Here is a 14,342-nt window from a genome sequence, read left to right as displayed (position 1 = left end):
CCGGCGACCCATCCATGGACCTGCAGATCGACGACTTCCACAAGGACGCCGCTGGCGGCCTCCTGCTTCTCTACCAGGCGTTTCCGCGCAAGACCGCGCTCTACGTCGAAGACCTGATCGGCCGCGAGGCGCCGGACGAGTTCGGCCTGCCGAGCAAACGTCACCAAAGTTGTCTGGGCGCGTTGCTCTGGCTCGCCGAGGAAGGCTACCTGCGCTTCGCCAACACCATTCATTACGAGGCTCTCGACCAGGCGGTGCTCAGCGAAAAGGCCTTCCTAAGACTTACCCGTATCGTCCCCCGGGCCGCGGCGGCGCTGGCCGAGGCGCCGGCCAGCGTGCGCCGCGAACAGGCCAGCCTGGCCAACCAGTTGCGCCAGGCGCTGGCGCAGGGCGACGGCGAACGCCTGGCCGGGCTGACCCGCCTGCTGTTCGAGGGCAACCTGGGCGCGCAAGGCGACACAGTTTGAAATAGTCCCTCGATTGAATCGCCATGGACCGCCCCTTATATAACCCCGCATGATTATCAGGAGCCCGTTCGCCCGCCCCGGCGGCCTGCGAACCGCGCTCCGTGCCTTCAGCCGTGAGGAGAAGCTTTACACCATGATGCGCATCCTGTTGTTCCTGGCCACCAACCTGGCAGTCCTGGTGATTGCCAGCATCACCCTGAAACTGCTCGGGGTGGACCGCTTCACCGGCCAGAATTACGGCAGCCTGCTGGTCTTCTGCGCCGTGTTCGGTTTCGCCGGTTCGCTGGTCTCGCTGTTCATCTCCAAGTGGATGGCGAAGATGAGCACCGGTACCGAAGTCATCAGCCAGCCGCGCACCCGTCACGAACAGTGGCTGCTGCAAACCGTCGAAGAGCTGTCCCGCGAAGCCGGCATCAAGATGCCGGAGGTCGGCATCTTCCCCGCCTACGAGGCCAACGCCTTCGCCACCGGCTGGAACAAGAACGACGCGCTGGTCGCGGTCAGCCAGGGCCTGCTCGAACGTTTCTCGCCCGATGAGGTGAAAGCCGTCCTCGCCCACGAGATCGGTCACGTCGCCAACGGCGACATGGTCACCCTGGCATTGATCCAGGGCGTGGTGAACACCTTCGTGATGTTCTTCGCGCGGATCTTCGGCAACTTCGTCGACAAGGCCATCCTGAAGAACGAGGACGGCCCGGGCATCGGCTACTTCGTCGCGACCATCTTCGCCGAACTGGTGCTCGGCATCCTCGCCAGCATCATCGTCATGTGGTTCTCGCGCCGCCGCGAGTTCCGCGCCGACGCCGCCGGCGCCCACCTGGCCGGCACCGGCGCGATGATCGCCGCGCTGCAACGCCTGCGTTCGGAACAGGGCGTGCCGGTGCAGATGCCCGACACCCTGAACGCCTTCGGCATCAATGGCGGCCTCAAGCACGGCCTGGCCGGCCTGCTGATGAGCCACCCGCCGCTGGAGGATCGTATCGAAGCGCTGCGCGCCAGCGCACGCTGATCCGCTTTCACACTTGGGACAGGGCGACCATCGGTCGCCCTTTTTTTATGCCCGGGAAAGCCACCTATCCATGGTCGCTTTGACAGCCGCGAGCCAGCCCCGGAACATGCGGGTCCGTGATTTCGCCCGATGAGGTTCCCATGCAGATCCGCGCCGATTTCGACAGCGGCAACATCCAGGTCATCGATGCCAGCGATCCCCGCCGGATCCGCCTGGCGATCCGTCCCGACCTGGCCAGCCAGCATTTCCAGTGGTTCCACTTCAAGGTCGAGGGCATGGCTGCCGCCACCGAGCACTGCTTCACCCTGGTCAACGCCGGCCAGTCGGCCTACAGCCATGCCTGGAGCGGCTACCAGGCAGTCGCCTCGTACGATGGCGAACGCTGGTTCCGCGTGCCGTCGCAATACGACGCCGACGGCCTGCATTTCCAGCTGGAACCGGAGGAAAGCGAAGTCCGCTTCGCCTACTTCGAGCCCTACAGCCGCGAACGGCATGCCCGCCTGGTCGAACGTGCGCTCGGCATCGAGGGCGTCGAACGGCTCGCCGTCGGCACCAGCGTGCAAGGCCGCGACATCGAATTGCTGCGGGTCAGGCGCCATCCCGACAGCCACCTGAAGCTGTGGGTCATCGCCCAGCAGCATCCCGGCGAACACATGGCCGAATGGTTCATGGAAGGCCTGATCGAGCGCCTGCAGCGGCCGGACGATACGGAAATGCAGCGCCTGCTGGAAAAGGCCGACCTGTACCTGGTGCCGAACATGAACCCGGACGGCGCGTTCCACGGCAACCTGCGCACCAACGCCGCCGGCCAGGATCTCAACCGGGCCTGGCTGGAGCCGAGCGCCGAGCGCAGCCCGGAAGTCTGGTTCGTCCAGCAGGAGATGAAGCGCCATGGCGTCGACCTGTTCCTCGACATCCACGGCGACGAGGAAATCCCCCACGTATTCGCCGCCGGCTGCGAGGGCAACCCGGGCTATACGCCCCGCCTGGAACGGCTCGAGCAACGCTTCCGCGAGGAACTGATGGCGCGCGGCGAATTCCAGATCCGCCATGGCTACCCACGCAGTGCGCCGGGCCAGGCCAACCTGGCGCTGGCCTGCAACTTCGTCGGGCAGACCTACGACTGCCTGGCGTTCACCATCGAGATGCCGTTCAAGGACCACGACGACAACCCGGAGCCCGGGACCGGCTGGTCCGGCGCCCGCTCCAAGCGGCTCGGCCAGGACGTCCTGAGCACCCTTGCGGTGCTGGTCGACGAACTCCGCTGAAAATGGACGGGGCGCCGCGCGGCGCCCCGTTTCAGCCTCTCTCCAGCAGGTAGACGGCCTCGTCCAGCCAGGACACCCCGCGCTCGAGGAATTTCCAGTTGACGCCGAGCACGTCGCCGCGCTCCAGTTCCTCGATCCGCCAACCGCCAGCGTAGTAGCCACGCACCTCCTCGTCGGGCACGGCGAACGGCGGACCGGCCATCTCCGCCTGCGGGTAGTCGATGGTGACCAGCAAGCCGAGGCTGCGCGTCGGCAGGACCGCCTGGAGATGCCCGGCATAGCGCTCGCGCATCTCCGGCGGCAGGGCGATCAGCGCGGCGCGGTCGTAGAACGCCCTGCACTGCGCCAGGTGCTCTGCCTGCAAGGCGAAGAAATCACCCTGCAGCAGGGTGATGCCGGCGACCCGGTAGCGGCGGAAACCATCCAGTTGATCGATCTCGGGGCGCAGGTCGTGCTCCTCGAAGAAGTCGCTCACGGCCTTTTCCGAAAGCTCCACCCCCAGCACCTCCAGTCCCTGGGCGGCCAGCCAGGCCAGGTCCAGGGTCTTGCCGCACAACGGCACCAGGATCCGTTCGCCCGCTTGCAGTCGCAGCCGCGACAGGTGGCGCATCAGGTAGGGATTGATCTCGTCCAGGTGGAAGCCGATCTGGTTGTTCGCCCAGCGGGCGTGCCAAAAATCCGCCTGCATCCTGCCCTCCGCATTCGTGGGAAAAACCGCAAGGTGGCGACAATCGGCCGGCAGGTCAACTCCCCTGCGCATCTTCCTCGCGCACTTCCACCAGCACCGGACACGGCGCCTCGCGGATCACCCGGTCGCCGACCGAAGGATCGAGCAGGCGCTCCAGCCGCCCCAGGTGCCGATGACCGATGACGATCAGCTCGCAGCCCAGGCGTCGCGCCTCGCCCAGGATCACCTGCACCGGGTCGCCGGCGCGCAGCTCGGCCCGTACCTCCAGCTCGCACCCGGCTAGCAGCGCACGGGCCTCGTCGAGCACCTGCCGGGCCTCTTCGCACTCGTGCGCGGCGGGCGGATAGTCGAGCAGCGTCGGCCGGCCCGGCAACGCATAGCCGGCGTCCACCGCGCACAGCAGGTGGACCCGCGCGCCCGGCGCGGCGGCCTGCCGCGCCAGCTCGGCAATGCGACGGGTCTGCGGGCCGCCGTCGATGGCGACCAGGAGCGTATGGAACATCGGCAAATCCTCGGATAGAGCGTGCACCGGCATTCTTCGGCAGCCACCGGTGCGCGTAAAGGCACCGCGAACGCAATCCAGCAATGCAGCGAACGCACGCCTGGGAGAACGAAAGACTGCACCCTGCGCATGCCAGCGTGCTTATACTTCCACTCCATGCATCTTCCCGATCTGAATCTCCTGGTCGCCCTCAACGTTCTTCTCGAAGAGGGCAGCGTGGTCGGAGCCGCGCGCCGCATGCACCTCAGCCCACCGGCGATGAGCCGTACCCTGTCACGGATCCGCGAGGCGGTAGGCGACCCGATCATGGTCCGCGCCGGCCGCAAGCTGGTGCCCACGCCCCGTGCCCTGGAACTGCAGGAGCAGGTCCGGCAACTGGTGGACCAGGCCCGCGACCTGTTCAACACTCGCGAGACCATCCAACTGGACAAGCTGGAGCGCTGCTTCACCCTGCGTTCCAACAACACCCTGGTCGGCGGTCTGTCGATACGCCTGCTGGAGATCTTCGCCGAGGAGGCGCCGCGCTGCACCTTGCGCTTCGTGCAGGAGTCGGACATCGACGACGAGGCACTGCGGCAGAACCGCATCGACCTCTATATCGGCGCCTCGTCCTGGATGGAACCCGAGGTCAAGACCCAGCAGTTGCTCACCACCCGCTTCGTCGGCCTGGCCCGCCAGGGGCACCCGATCTTCGACGGCGAGATCACTCCGCAGCGCTTCGTCGCTTTTCCGCATATCGCCGTCTCGCGTCGTGGCCTCAACCATGGACCGCTGGACCAGGCCCTGGGAGAACTCGGCCTGAAGCGCGACGTCAAGCTGATCAGCCCGACCTTCCACTCGGCGATCTTCGCCCTGCCCGGCTCCGACCTGCTGCTGCCGATCGCCGAGCATTCCCTGTGGCGGGCCAACCGACTGGGCCTGGGCCTGCGCCAGTTCGACATCCCGGTGCCGTTGAAGACCGTGATGGTGGTCCAGGCCTGGCATCCACGCTTCGACAACGATCCCGCGCACCGCTGGTTCCGGCAAACGATCAAGCGGATTTGCGAGGAAGTACAGAGCGATCCCCATCCGCTGCTTGGCTCCAACTGAAACAGATGCACAAAATGCACTGATTCATTTCGATCATTTCAATTTTCACACTACCGGGACGCTCCTAGACTGCGGCGGAAATCAGAAGAGTTTCCGCCCATGCCTTGTTTCCCCACCCTCGCCGTAGCGAGGTCGCGATGACTTCGCTCGCCACCCCGCTCGGCCAGCCGACGCCAACCGCAGCCCCCGCCGCCCAGCCTTTCGGCGCGCGCATCGTGGTAGGCCTGCTCGGCGTGCTGCTCGCCTCGCTCACCGCCGGTCTCAATGGTCATGTCACCGAGATCGCCATGACCGATGTGCGCGGCGCACTCGCCATTGGCCATGACGAAGGCACCTGGCTGACCGTGCTCTACGAAGCCACCCAGGTCGCCGCCATGGCATTCGCGCCCTGGTGTTCGGTGACCTTTTCCCTGCGCCGCTTCACGCTCTTCGCCATCGGCGGCTTCGCCCTGCTGGCCCTGCTCTGTCCGTTCGCGCCGAACCTCGAGAGCCTGCTGGTCCTGCGCACCCTGCAAGGGCTGATGGCCGGCTGCCTGCCGCCAATGCTGATGACCGTGGCGCTACGCTTCCTGCCACCCGGGATAAAGCTCTATGGCCTGGGCGCCTATGCCCTCACCGCGACCTTCGGGCCCAACCTGGGCCTGCCACTGGCGGCGTTCTGGTTCGAATACGTCGGCTGGCAGTGGGTGTTCTGGCAGGTCATTCCACTGTGCCTGGTGGCGATGGCCGCGGTGTCCCATGGCATCCCCCAGGACCCGGTGCGCCTGGAACGCTTCCGCCAGTTCGACGGCATCGGCCTGCTCACCGGCTTCCCGGCGATCTGCGCCCTGGTGATCGGTCTGCTGCAAGGCGAACGCCTGGACTGGTTCGAGTCGCCGCTGATCTGCCTGCTGCTGGGCAGCGGCAGCCTCCTGCTGGGGCTGTTCCTGGTCAACGAATGGAGCCACCCGCTGCCGTTCTTCCGCCTGCAGTTGCTGAAGCGCCGCAACCTGACCTTCGCCCTGATCACCCTGGCCGGCGTGCTGGTGGTGCTCGGCGCGAGCATGGGCGTGCCGACCGAATTCCTCGCCGAGATCCGCGGCTACCGCCCCCTGCAGAGCGTACCCATGGTGTTGCTGGTGGCCCTTCCGCAGCTCGTCGCGCTGCCGCTGGTGGCGGCCCTCTGCAACATCCCGCGGGTCGACTGCCGCTGGGTGCTGGCCTGCGGCCTGTGCCTGTGCGCCGGTGCCTGTCTGAGCTTCAGCCAACTGACGGCGGACTGGGTGCGCGAGGACTTCTACCTGCCGATGCTGTTACTGGTGGTCGGCCAGCCGATGGCGGTGATTCCGCTGCTGATGCTCTCCACCAGCGTCATCGCGCCCATCGAGGGACCCTTCGCCTCGGCCTGGTTCAACACCGTCCGCGGCTTCTCCGGGGTAGTCGCCACCGCGGTGATCGGCGCCCTCGGCACCGCCCGCGAGCACTACCACTCCAACCGCCTGGTGGATCACCTGGGCAATGCGTCCCAGGCCGTCGAACTGCGCCTGCAACAGATCGCCGGCCTGCAACCGGGCGCCGACTCCGGCGCGCACTGGCAGCACCTGGCCGAACAGGCCCGCCAACAGGCCCAGGTGCTGGGCAACGCCGACGTGCTGCTGGCGATGGCCGGCCTGGCCTGCGCCCTGCTGATCCTGATTCCGATCCTGCCGCAACGGGCCTACCCGCCCCGCCCGGTCGCTCCCACACACTGAAAGGTCGCTGTATGTCGTTCATCACTTCGCGCAAGGGCAGCCTGCTGCTCGCCGCCCTGCTGGTCCTGACCCTACTGGTCTACCTGCTGTTCCACCTGCTCGCCCCACGGGTCGTGCAGAGCACCGACGACGCCTATGTGCACGCCGATTTCACCCTGGTCGCGCCGAAAGTCGCCGGCTTCGTCCAGGACGTTCTGGTCGAGGACAACCAGCCGGTCAAGGCCGGCCAGTTGCTCGCCCGCCTCGACGACCGCGACTTCCGCACCGCCCTGGCCGCCGCCGAAGCCGACGTGCTCGGTGCCGAGGCCAACCTGGCCAATGCCGAGGCCAACCTGCAACGCCAGCAGGCGCTGATCGAACAGGCGCGGGCCAAGGTCCGCGCCGAGCAGGCCGAGCTGGTCTTCGCCCGTCACGAGCAAAGCCGCTACCAGACCCTCGCCAGCAAGGGCGCCGGCAGCCTGCAGAACGCCCAGCAGGCGCAATCGCGGATCGATACCGCCAGCGCCCGGCTGGCCGAGGGCCAGGCCGCGGTGGATGCCACGCGCAAGCAGGTGAGCGTCCTCGAAGCCCGCGTCGGCCAGGCCCGTGGCGACCTGCAACGCATGCAGGCGCGACGCGACCAGGCCCGCCTGGACCTCTCCTACTGCGAACTCCGCGCCCCCTTCGACGGCCAGGTCGGCCGCCGCCAACTGCGCGTCGGCGCCTATGTCACGCCGGGCAGCGCGCTGCTGGCGGTGGTGCCCCTGCAGCAGGCCTACGTGGTCGGCAATTTCCAGGAAACCCAACTGACCCACGTCTCTCCCGGACAGGCCGTGGAAATCCGCGTCGACACCTTCCCCGACAAGGTTCTGCGCGGCCATGTCGACAGCATCGCACCGGCCACCGGCCTGAGCTTCGCGCCGATCGCCCCGGACAACGCCACCGGCAACTTCACCAAGGTGGTCCAGCGGATCCCGGTGAAGATCGTTCTCGAGCCGCGCCAGGCCATGGCGGGCAAGTTGCGTGTGGGCATGTCGGTGGAAGCACGGATCGACACCGCGACCGGCACCCGCTCCGCCGAGGTTGCCCAGCAATGAAAGGCACTCCGCTCCTGCTTATTGCCAGCCTGGCGCTCGGCGCCTGCAGCCTCGGCCCCGACTTCACCCGCCCGGACCGCCCTGCGCCCGGCGAATGGTCGCTCCAGGCCGCTGCCGGCAACCCCAGCCACCTCACCGCCGCGCCGCTCGCAGCCCAATGGTGGACGCTGTTCGACGACGCGCAATTGAACGCCCTGCTGCAACGGGTCCAGCGTGCCAACCTCGACCTGCGCAGCGCCGCGGCGCGCCTGCAGCAGAGCCGCGCGATCCGTCGCAGCCTCGGCGGTGACGCCCTGCCCTCGGTGGACGCCAGCGGCACCTACCAGCGCCAGCGGACCACCAGCGCCGGCCTGTTCGATCCCTCCGGCAAGGCCGGCAAAGGCAACTACAACCACGCCCTGGCCGGCTTCGACGCCTCCTGGGAGCTGGACTTCTGGGGCCGCGTGCGACGCGAGCTGGAAGCCGCCGACGCGACGGTGGAAGCCAGCGAGAACGAACTGCGCGACGTGCAGGTCTCGGTGCTGGCGGAAGCCGCGCGCGACTATATCCAGTTGCGTGGCGAACAGAACCGTGCGGCGATCATCCGCGACAACCTCGAGACCGCACGGCGCAGCCTGGAACTCACCCGCACGCGCCTGGCCAACGGCGTCGCCACCGACCTCGAGGTAGCCCAGGCGCTGGCCCAGGTGGCCAGCATGGAGGCACGCCTGCCCGAGGTGGAAAAGAACCAGGCGCACCTGGTCAACGCCCTCGGCTACCTGGTCGGCGCCAGCCCCGGCAGCCTGCTCGCCGAACTCGGCCCGGCGCGGGCGATTCCGCGTCCGCCGGGCAGCGTGCCGGTCGGCCTGCCGTCCGAACTGGCCCAGCGCCGCCCCGACATCCGCCGTGCCGAAGCGCGCCTGCACGCGGCTACCGCCAGCATCGGCGTGGCCAAGGCGGACTTCTATCCGCGCATCACGCTCAACGGCAACTTCGGTTTCGAATCCCTGCAACTGTCCAGCCTGGGCGACTGGGACCATCGCCAGTTCGCCATCGGCCCGGCGTTCAGCCTGCCGATCTTCGAAGGCGGACGCCTGCGCGGACTCCTGGAGCTACGTGAGGCACAGCAGCAGGAAGCCGCCATCGACTACCAGCGCACCGTGCTGCGTGCCTGGCAGGAAGTCGACGACGCGATGCACGACTACGCCGCCAACCAGCGCCGCCAGGAGCGCCTCGGCGAAGCCGTGGCGCAGAACCGCCGCGCCCTGCAGAGCGCCCGCGAGCAATACCGCGCCGGCGCGGTGGACTTCCTCAGCGTGCTCGACAGCCAGCGGCAACTGCTGGACAACCAGGAACAGCAGGTCGCCAGCGACGAAGCGGTGTCGCTGACCCTGGTCAACCTCTACAAGGCGCTGGGCGGCGGCTGGAGCCCAACGTCCGACCCGGCGTCGGGCTGAGACGGCGCCGGGCGCGGACCGGCGAAGGAGTTGGAAATGGACCTGCTGCAAGGTATCCGGACCTTCGTCCGCGTGGTGGAGCACGGCAGCTTCACCCAGGCCGCCCAGGCGCTGGGGACCTCTCCGGCGACCGTTTCGCGCCAGGTCGCCGGGCTCGAACAGGCGCTCTCGGCGCGCCTGCTGCAACGCAATACGCGCAGCGTCGTGGTGACGGAAAGCGGTCTGCGCTACTACGAGCATTGCAAGCAGATCCTGCGCACGGTCGCCGCCGCCGCGGCGGACGTCGAAGACAGCCAGTCCCACGCCAGCGGTCGCCTGCGCCTCCACGCGGTGACCGAACTGGGCCTCGAGCACCTGATGCCGCTACTGGTGGACTACCTGGACGGCCATCCGGACGTCTCCGTCGACCTCACGCTGGCCCAGGGCACCCCGGCCCTGCTCGAGGAAGGCCTGGACGTGCTGATCACCCTCGGCCGAACCTTGCCGGACTCGACCCTGGTCGCCCGCGATCTCGGCCAGGTGTTCAGCGTGGTCTGTGCCGCGCCGGAATACCTGGCACGGCATGGCGTGCCACGCACGCCGGAGGACCTGCTGCGGCATCGCTGCCTGAACGTGGCCGCGCCGTCCTGCCCGCAGGGCTGGGCCTTCGTCGGCGAACGCGGCGAAACGCTGCTCGATCTCGACGAGGCGCTCAAGGTCAACCTTCCCGAGGCCGCCTGCGCCGCCGCCGCCGCGGCCGGGCTCGGCGTCTGCCTGCTGCCCGGCTTAGTCGCCGCCCGCGCGCTGCAGGAAGGCAGCCTGTTGCGGCTACTGCCGGGCCATCGACTGCATGTCCGCGAGGTGTTCGTGCTGTACTCCTCGAGGCGCTACCTGGACGCCAAGATCCGCACCTGGGTGGACTTCCTCAGGGAACGCCTGCCCCTGGCGTTCGAGCGTGACCGGGCGATCCTCGACGATCGGCGCTACTGGGCGGAAAGCCCAACCGGCGTAGCGCGCGAGACCGCGACCTAACGCCTGGGTCGATAGGTATCCTCAAAAACATATACTGGTTTTCGATTGATCGAGGGAGGAACATGGCTCATCCGAGTCACGAGGTGAATCATGCTACCGACTCTCTATATTTCCCACGGCTCACCGATGCTCGCCCTCGAACCGGGCGCCAGCGGCGTACAACTGCGCCGCCTGGCTACAGAGCTGCCGCGGCCGAAGGCGATCCTGGTGGTTTCCGCGCACTGGGAAAGCGACGACCTGCGGGTAACCGGCGCCGCGGTGCCGGATATCTGGCACGACTTCTACGGCTTTCCGCCGCCCCTCTACGCCGTGCGCTACCCGGCCAAAGGCGAGCCGGCGCTGGCACAGCGGACGATCGAACTGCTCCAGGCCGCCGGCCTGCCGGCCCAGGCCGACCCACAGCGACCATTCGACCACGGCACCTGGGTGCCGCTGAGCCTGATGTACCCGCAGGCGGACATCCCGGTGCTCCAGCTGTCCCTGCCGAGCCGCCTCGGTCCGGCCCTGCAGAGCCGCGTCGGCCAGGCCCTGCGCCAACTGCGCGGGGAAGGCGTGCTGCTGATCGGTTCCGGCAGCATCACCCACAACCTGGGCGAACTGGACTGGCGCGCCGGGCCGGAAGCCATCGCGCCCTGGGCGCGGGAGTTCCGTGACTGGATGGTGGAAAAGCTCCAGGCCGACGACGAGGCCGCGCTTCACGACTACCGCCGGCAGGCGCCCTGGGCGGCGCGCAACCACCCCAGCGACGAGCACCTGCTGCCACTGTTCTTCGCCCGCGGCGCGGGCGGCGGCGGGATGCGCGTCGAGCACAGCGGCTTTACCCTGGGCTCGTTGGGGATGGATATCTATCGCTTCGATTGACAGGGTTTCTCGGGGGACTGGCGGAGAGCATCGGCTTCCCGCCGCAAGCTGGGTGGACTCGGCTGGCAGCCAGGAAATCGCGAGCGACATAGTCCTGTAGCGCGAATAACGCCATAGGCGTTATCCGCGATGTCATGGATAGGCGGCGGATCAGGGCCTCGGTATGTGCAGGTCTGACATGCACGACGTGGTGCCTGCCCTGGCGGCTGGGCGAGTCCTTTGTTTCCTTTAGACGCTTGCCAGAGGGGCTCGCCCGGGGTGACGAAACGAGAAGCCGGGGCAGGCGCGAAAAACAGTCTGGCCAGCAAACATCAAGCCCATGAAAAAGCCCCGCCGAAGCGGGGCTTTTGTTCATCGCGCTGGACCTCAGTCCTCGCGATAGCGGCGCAGGCGCAGGGCCTTGCCGGCGACGCGGGTGTCCTTGAGCTTGGTCAGCAGGCGCTCGAGATTGGCCTCGGGCAGCTCGATCAGGCTGAAGGTATCGCGAATCTGGATGCGACCGATGTCCTCGCGGGACAGGCCGCCCTCGTTGAGGATCGCGCCCAGCAGGTTCTTCGCCGCAACCCCGTCGCGCGCGCCGAGGGCAGTGCGGCAGCGGGCACGGCCTTCGCTCGGCGGCGCCATCGGACGACGCTCGCCGCTGCGCTCCGGACGCTCGCCGCGCTCGCCGCGTTCGCCACGGTCGGCACGCTCGCGCGGTGCCGATGGGGTCAGCGGCTGTTCGCGGCGCACCGACTCCAGGTCCAGCGCCTTGCCGACGGTCAGGCGTGCCAGCAATGCGGCGGCCAGGGTCTCGGCATCGCAGCCGAGGCGACGGCACAGCTCGTCGCGCACCGCGCCGCGCTGCTCGACGGCGCTGTCGAGCAAGGGCGTCAGGCTCGCGGCCAGGCGCGCCAGGCGGGCCTCCAGCACGGTCTCGGCATCCGGCAGGCGGACTTCGCCGACCTTCTGCCCGGTGACCCGCTCGATCACCTGCAGCATGCGCCGCTCGCGCGGAGTCACCAGCAACAGCGCGCGCCCTTCCCGGCCGGCACGGCCGGTACGGCCGATGCGGTGCACGTAGGACTCGGGGTCGTAGGGCATGTCGATGTTCAGCACGTGGGTGATGCGCGGTACGTCCAGGCCCCGGGCGGCAACGTCGGTGGCGATGACGATGTCCAGCGAACCGTCCTTCAGCGACTCGATGACCCGCTCGCGCTGGGCCTGCGGCATGTCGCCGTTGAGCGCGGCGGCGCGGTAGCCCTGGCGCTCGAGCAATTCGGCGTAGTCGAGGGTGGCCTGCTTGGTGCGGACGAAGGCGATCAGCGCGTCGAACTGCTCGACTTCCAGCAGACGCTGGATCGAACCGGCCTTCTGGTCGGCATGGACCATCAGGTGGACCTGCTCGATGCGCGCCACGGTCTGGGTCTTGGCGGCGATCTTGACGTGCTTGGGCTGCTTCAGGTGGCGCTCGGCGATGCCACGGATGGACGCCGGCAGGGTCGCCGAGAAGAGCACGGTCTGGCGCGATTCGGGAAGCGCCTCGAAGATCACTTCCAGGTCGTCCATGAAGCCGAGCTTGAGCATCTCGTCGGCTTCGTCGAGCACCAGGCGCTGGACGGTGGCCAGCAGCTTCTCGTCGCGGCGCAGGTGGTCGCACAGGCGGCCGGGGGTAGCGACGAGGATCTGTGCGCCCTGGCGCAGGGCCTTCAGCTGCGGCCCCATGGGCGCGCCGCCGTAGACGGCGACCACGCCGACGCCCGGCAATTGCTTGGAATAGGTTTCGCAGGCGGTGGCGACCTGCAGGGCCAGCTCGCGGGTCGGCACCAGCACCAGCATCTGCGGCTCGCGGCGGCTCGGGTCGATGCGCGACAGCAGCGGCAGGGCGAACGCGGCGGTCTTGCCGGTACCGGTCTGCGCCTGGCCGATCATGTCGTGGCCTTCGAGGATCAGCGGAATCGATTGAGCCTGGATAGGCGAAGGCTCTTCGTAGCCTACGGCGACGATTGCCGCGAGCACATTGGGGTGAATACCGAGCGCGGCGAAGCCGACGGTTTCCTGAGTCATGGGTTTGCCTCGTATACATCCGCAAAGACCCATGACCCATGGCTGCTCATGCCCTGTACGGCCGAAACGGCCACCCAGGCAGCTGGGGCGGGGATTTGCGAGATTGCTTTTGAATTAGAAGATTACGTAAAGGAAATCCGCAGAGCGGATACACAGCCAGAGCACAGCGCTCCGAAAAATGCAGGTCCTGAACGGGGTCAGTTTTGACCGGCGCGCATCATACCGGAATTTTGACGTTTGTGTGCGTTTTTTCCGACATGCGTCATCGGAGAGACTGACAATGGACATCCCGATTCCAGACGTCTATACCGACGTTGCCCGCCCCCCGCCAGGAAACCGCCGCATGAACGACACCCTCCCAGGACGCATCAGCCGCGAACGGCGCGGCCACCTGCTGCTGCTCGGCCTCGACCGCGTGGCCAAGCGCAACGCCTTCGACCTGCCGATGCTCGACGACCTGGTCGCCGCGCTCGGCGAATACGAGGCCGACGACCAGTTGCGCTGTGCCCTGCTCTTCGCCCACGGCGAGCATTTCACCGCCGGGCTGGACCTGGCCAATGTCGGCGAGACCTTCCGCCAGGGCTGGAAACTCCCCGAAGGCGCCGTCGATCCCTGGGGCACCTTCGGCGGCCGGCGTCCAAGCAAGCCGCTGGTGGTGGCCGTGCAAGGCTACTGCTACACCATCGGCATCGAACTGATGCTGGCGGCCGACATCAACCTCTGCGCCAGCAACGCGCGCTTCGCCCAGCTCGAAGTGCAGCGCGGAATCCTCCCGTTCGGTGGCGCGACACTGCGCATGCATCAGGTCGCCGGCTGGGGCAACGCCATGCGCTGGCTGCTCACCGGCGACGAATTCGACGCCCACGAAGCCTATCGTCTCGGCCTGGTGCAGGAAGTCACCGCCCCGGAGGACCTCCTCGACCACGCCATCGCCCTCGCCGAACGGGTCGCGGCCCAGGCGCCGCTGGGCGTGCGCGCCACCCTCGGCTCGGCGCGCCAGGCCCTGCTGGAAGGCGAAGCGGTCGCCGCCGCTGCGTTGCCGGAAGCCGCCAGGCGCCTGCTCGACAGCGAGGACGCCAAGGAAGGCCTGCGCGCTCTCCAGGAACGCCGCCCGGGACGCTTCGAAGGACGCTAGCCGGGCCCTTGTCCGCGCGCCCTG

13 protein-coding genes are annotated in these 14,342 nt (G+C 67.9%); 10 read left to right on the top strand and 3 right to left on the bottom strand.

The annotated features are described in order from the left end of the window. Window positions 1-14 precede the first annotated feature (14 nt). The 3 genes from AT700_RS10735 to AT700_RS10725 all read left to right on the top strand — a co-directional run bounded on the left by AT700_RS10735 (window position 15) and on the right by AT700_RS10725 (window position 2,744). Window positions 15-467, top strand: coding sequence for a hypothetical protein (locus tag AT700_RS10735; RefSeq protein WP_003115276.1), 453 nt, complete (start codon window positions 15-17; stop codon window positions 465-467). 133 nt (window positions 468-600) lie between these two features. Then, window positions 601-1,476: a protease HtpX gene (htpX, locus tag AT700_RS10730; RefSeq protein ID WP_003090915.1), complete on the top strand. Its 876-nt coding sequence runs from the start codon at window positions 601-603 to the stop codon at window positions 1,474-1,476. Between the two features lie 140 nt (window positions 1,477-1,616). Further along, window positions 1,617-2,744, top strand: coding sequence for a M14-type cytosolic carboxypeptidase (locus tag AT700_RS10725; protein ID WP_003122530.1), 1,128 nt, complete (start codon window positions 1,617-1,619; stop codon window positions 2,742-2,744). A 31-nt stretch (window positions 2,745-2,775) separates the two neighbouring features. On the opposite strand, the gene AT700_RS10720 is transcribed toward AT700_RS10725, so the two are convergent. Both AT700_RS10720 and AT700_RS10715 read right to left on the bottom strand, forming a co-directional pair. Then, entirely contained in the window at window positions 2,776-3,432 is a 657-nt protein-coding gene (locus AT700_RS10720; protein WP_003122529.1) for a thiopurine S-methyltransferase, read from the bottom strand. 55 nt (window positions 3,433-3,487) lie between these two features. Further along, on the bottom strand, window positions 3,488-3,934 hold the full coding sequence (locus AT700_RS10715; protein WP_003138749.1) for a universal stress protein: 447 nt from the start codon (window positions 3,932-3,934) through the stop codon (window positions 3,488-3,490). A gap of 129 nt (window positions 3,935-4,063) precedes the next feature. On the opposite strand from AT700_RS10715, the gene AT700_RS10710 reads away from it, so the two are divergent. The 6 genes from AT700_RS10710 to AT700_RS10685 all read left to right on the top strand — a co-directional run bounded on the left by AT700_RS10710 (window position 4,064) and on the right by AT700_RS10685 (window position 11,137). Then, window positions 4,064-5,023, top strand: a complete 960-nt coding sequence (locus tag AT700_RS10710) for a LysR family transcriptional regulator (protein ID WP_003143729.1) — start codon at window positions 4,064-4,066, stop codon at window positions 5,021-5,023. A 137-nt stretch (window positions 5,024-5,160) separates the two neighbouring features. Then, window positions 5,161-6,753 (top strand): MFS transporter, encoded by a 1,593-nt coding sequence (locus tag AT700_RS10705; RefSeq protein ID WP_012613928.1) that lies wholly within the window; start codon window positions 5,161-5,163, stop codon window positions 6,751-6,753. An 11-nt stretch (window positions 6,754-6,764) separates the two neighbouring features. Beyond that, window positions 6,765-7,829, top strand: coding sequence for an HlyD family secretion protein (locus AT700_RS10700; RefSeq protein WP_023123138.1), 1,065 nt, complete (start codon window positions 6,765-6,767; stop codon window positions 7,827-7,829). Further along, window positions 7,826-9,265: an efflux transporter outer membrane subunit gene (locus tag AT700_RS10695; protein WP_023123137.1), complete on the top strand. Its 1,440-nt coding sequence runs from the start codon at window positions 7,826-7,828 to the stop codon at window positions 9,263-9,265. The genes AT700_RS10700 and AT700_RS10695 overlap by 4 nt, the downstream gene beginning before the upstream one ends. A gap of 36 nt (window positions 9,266-9,301) precedes the next feature. Next, window positions 9,302-10,276 carry a LysR family transcriptional regulator gene (locus AT700_RS10690; protein ID WP_048521054.1) on the top strand — a complete coding sequence of 325 codons (975 nt, stop codon included), beginning with the start codon at window positions 9,302-9,304 and terminating at the stop codon, window positions 10,274-10,276. A gap of 90 nt (window positions 10,277-10,366) precedes the next feature. Then, the gene (locus AT700_RS10685) at window positions 10,367-11,137 is read left to right on the top strand and encodes a DODA-type extradiol aromatic ring-opening family dioxygenase (protein ID WP_003106098.1); all 771 of its coding nucleotides are present in this window, start codon (window positions 10,367-10,369) and stop codon (window positions 11,135-11,137) included. 366 nt (window positions 11,138-11,503) lie between these two features. On the opposite strand, the gene AT700_RS10680 is transcribed toward AT700_RS10685, so the two are convergent. Beyond that, a complete protein-coding gene (locus AT700_RS10680; protein ID WP_073624894.1) occupies window positions 11,504-13,216 on the bottom strand; it encodes a DEAD/DEAH box helicase in 1,713 nt (570 codons plus the stop codon). Window positions 13,217-13,526: 310 nt separating this feature from the next. On the opposite strand from AT700_RS10680, the gene AT700_RS10675 reads away from it, so the two are divergent. Next, on the top strand, window positions 13,527-14,318 hold the full coding sequence (locus AT700_RS10675) for a crotonase/enoyl-CoA hydratase family protein (protein ID WP_003104155.1): 792 nt from the start codon (window positions 13,527-13,529) through the stop codon (window positions 14,316-14,318). The last annotated feature ends 24 nt before the right edge of the window (window positions 14,319-14,342 follow it).

Origin of the sequence: Pseudomonas aeruginosa (assembly GCF_001457615.1) — a bacterium.
Taxonomy (GTDB): Bacteria; Pseudomonadota; Gammaproteobacteria; order Pseudomonadales; family Pseudomonadaceae; genus Pseudomonas; species Pseudomonas aeruginosa.
Note: the sequence above shows the minus strand (reverse complement) of the source record. Positions and strands in the feature narration are given on the sequence as shown.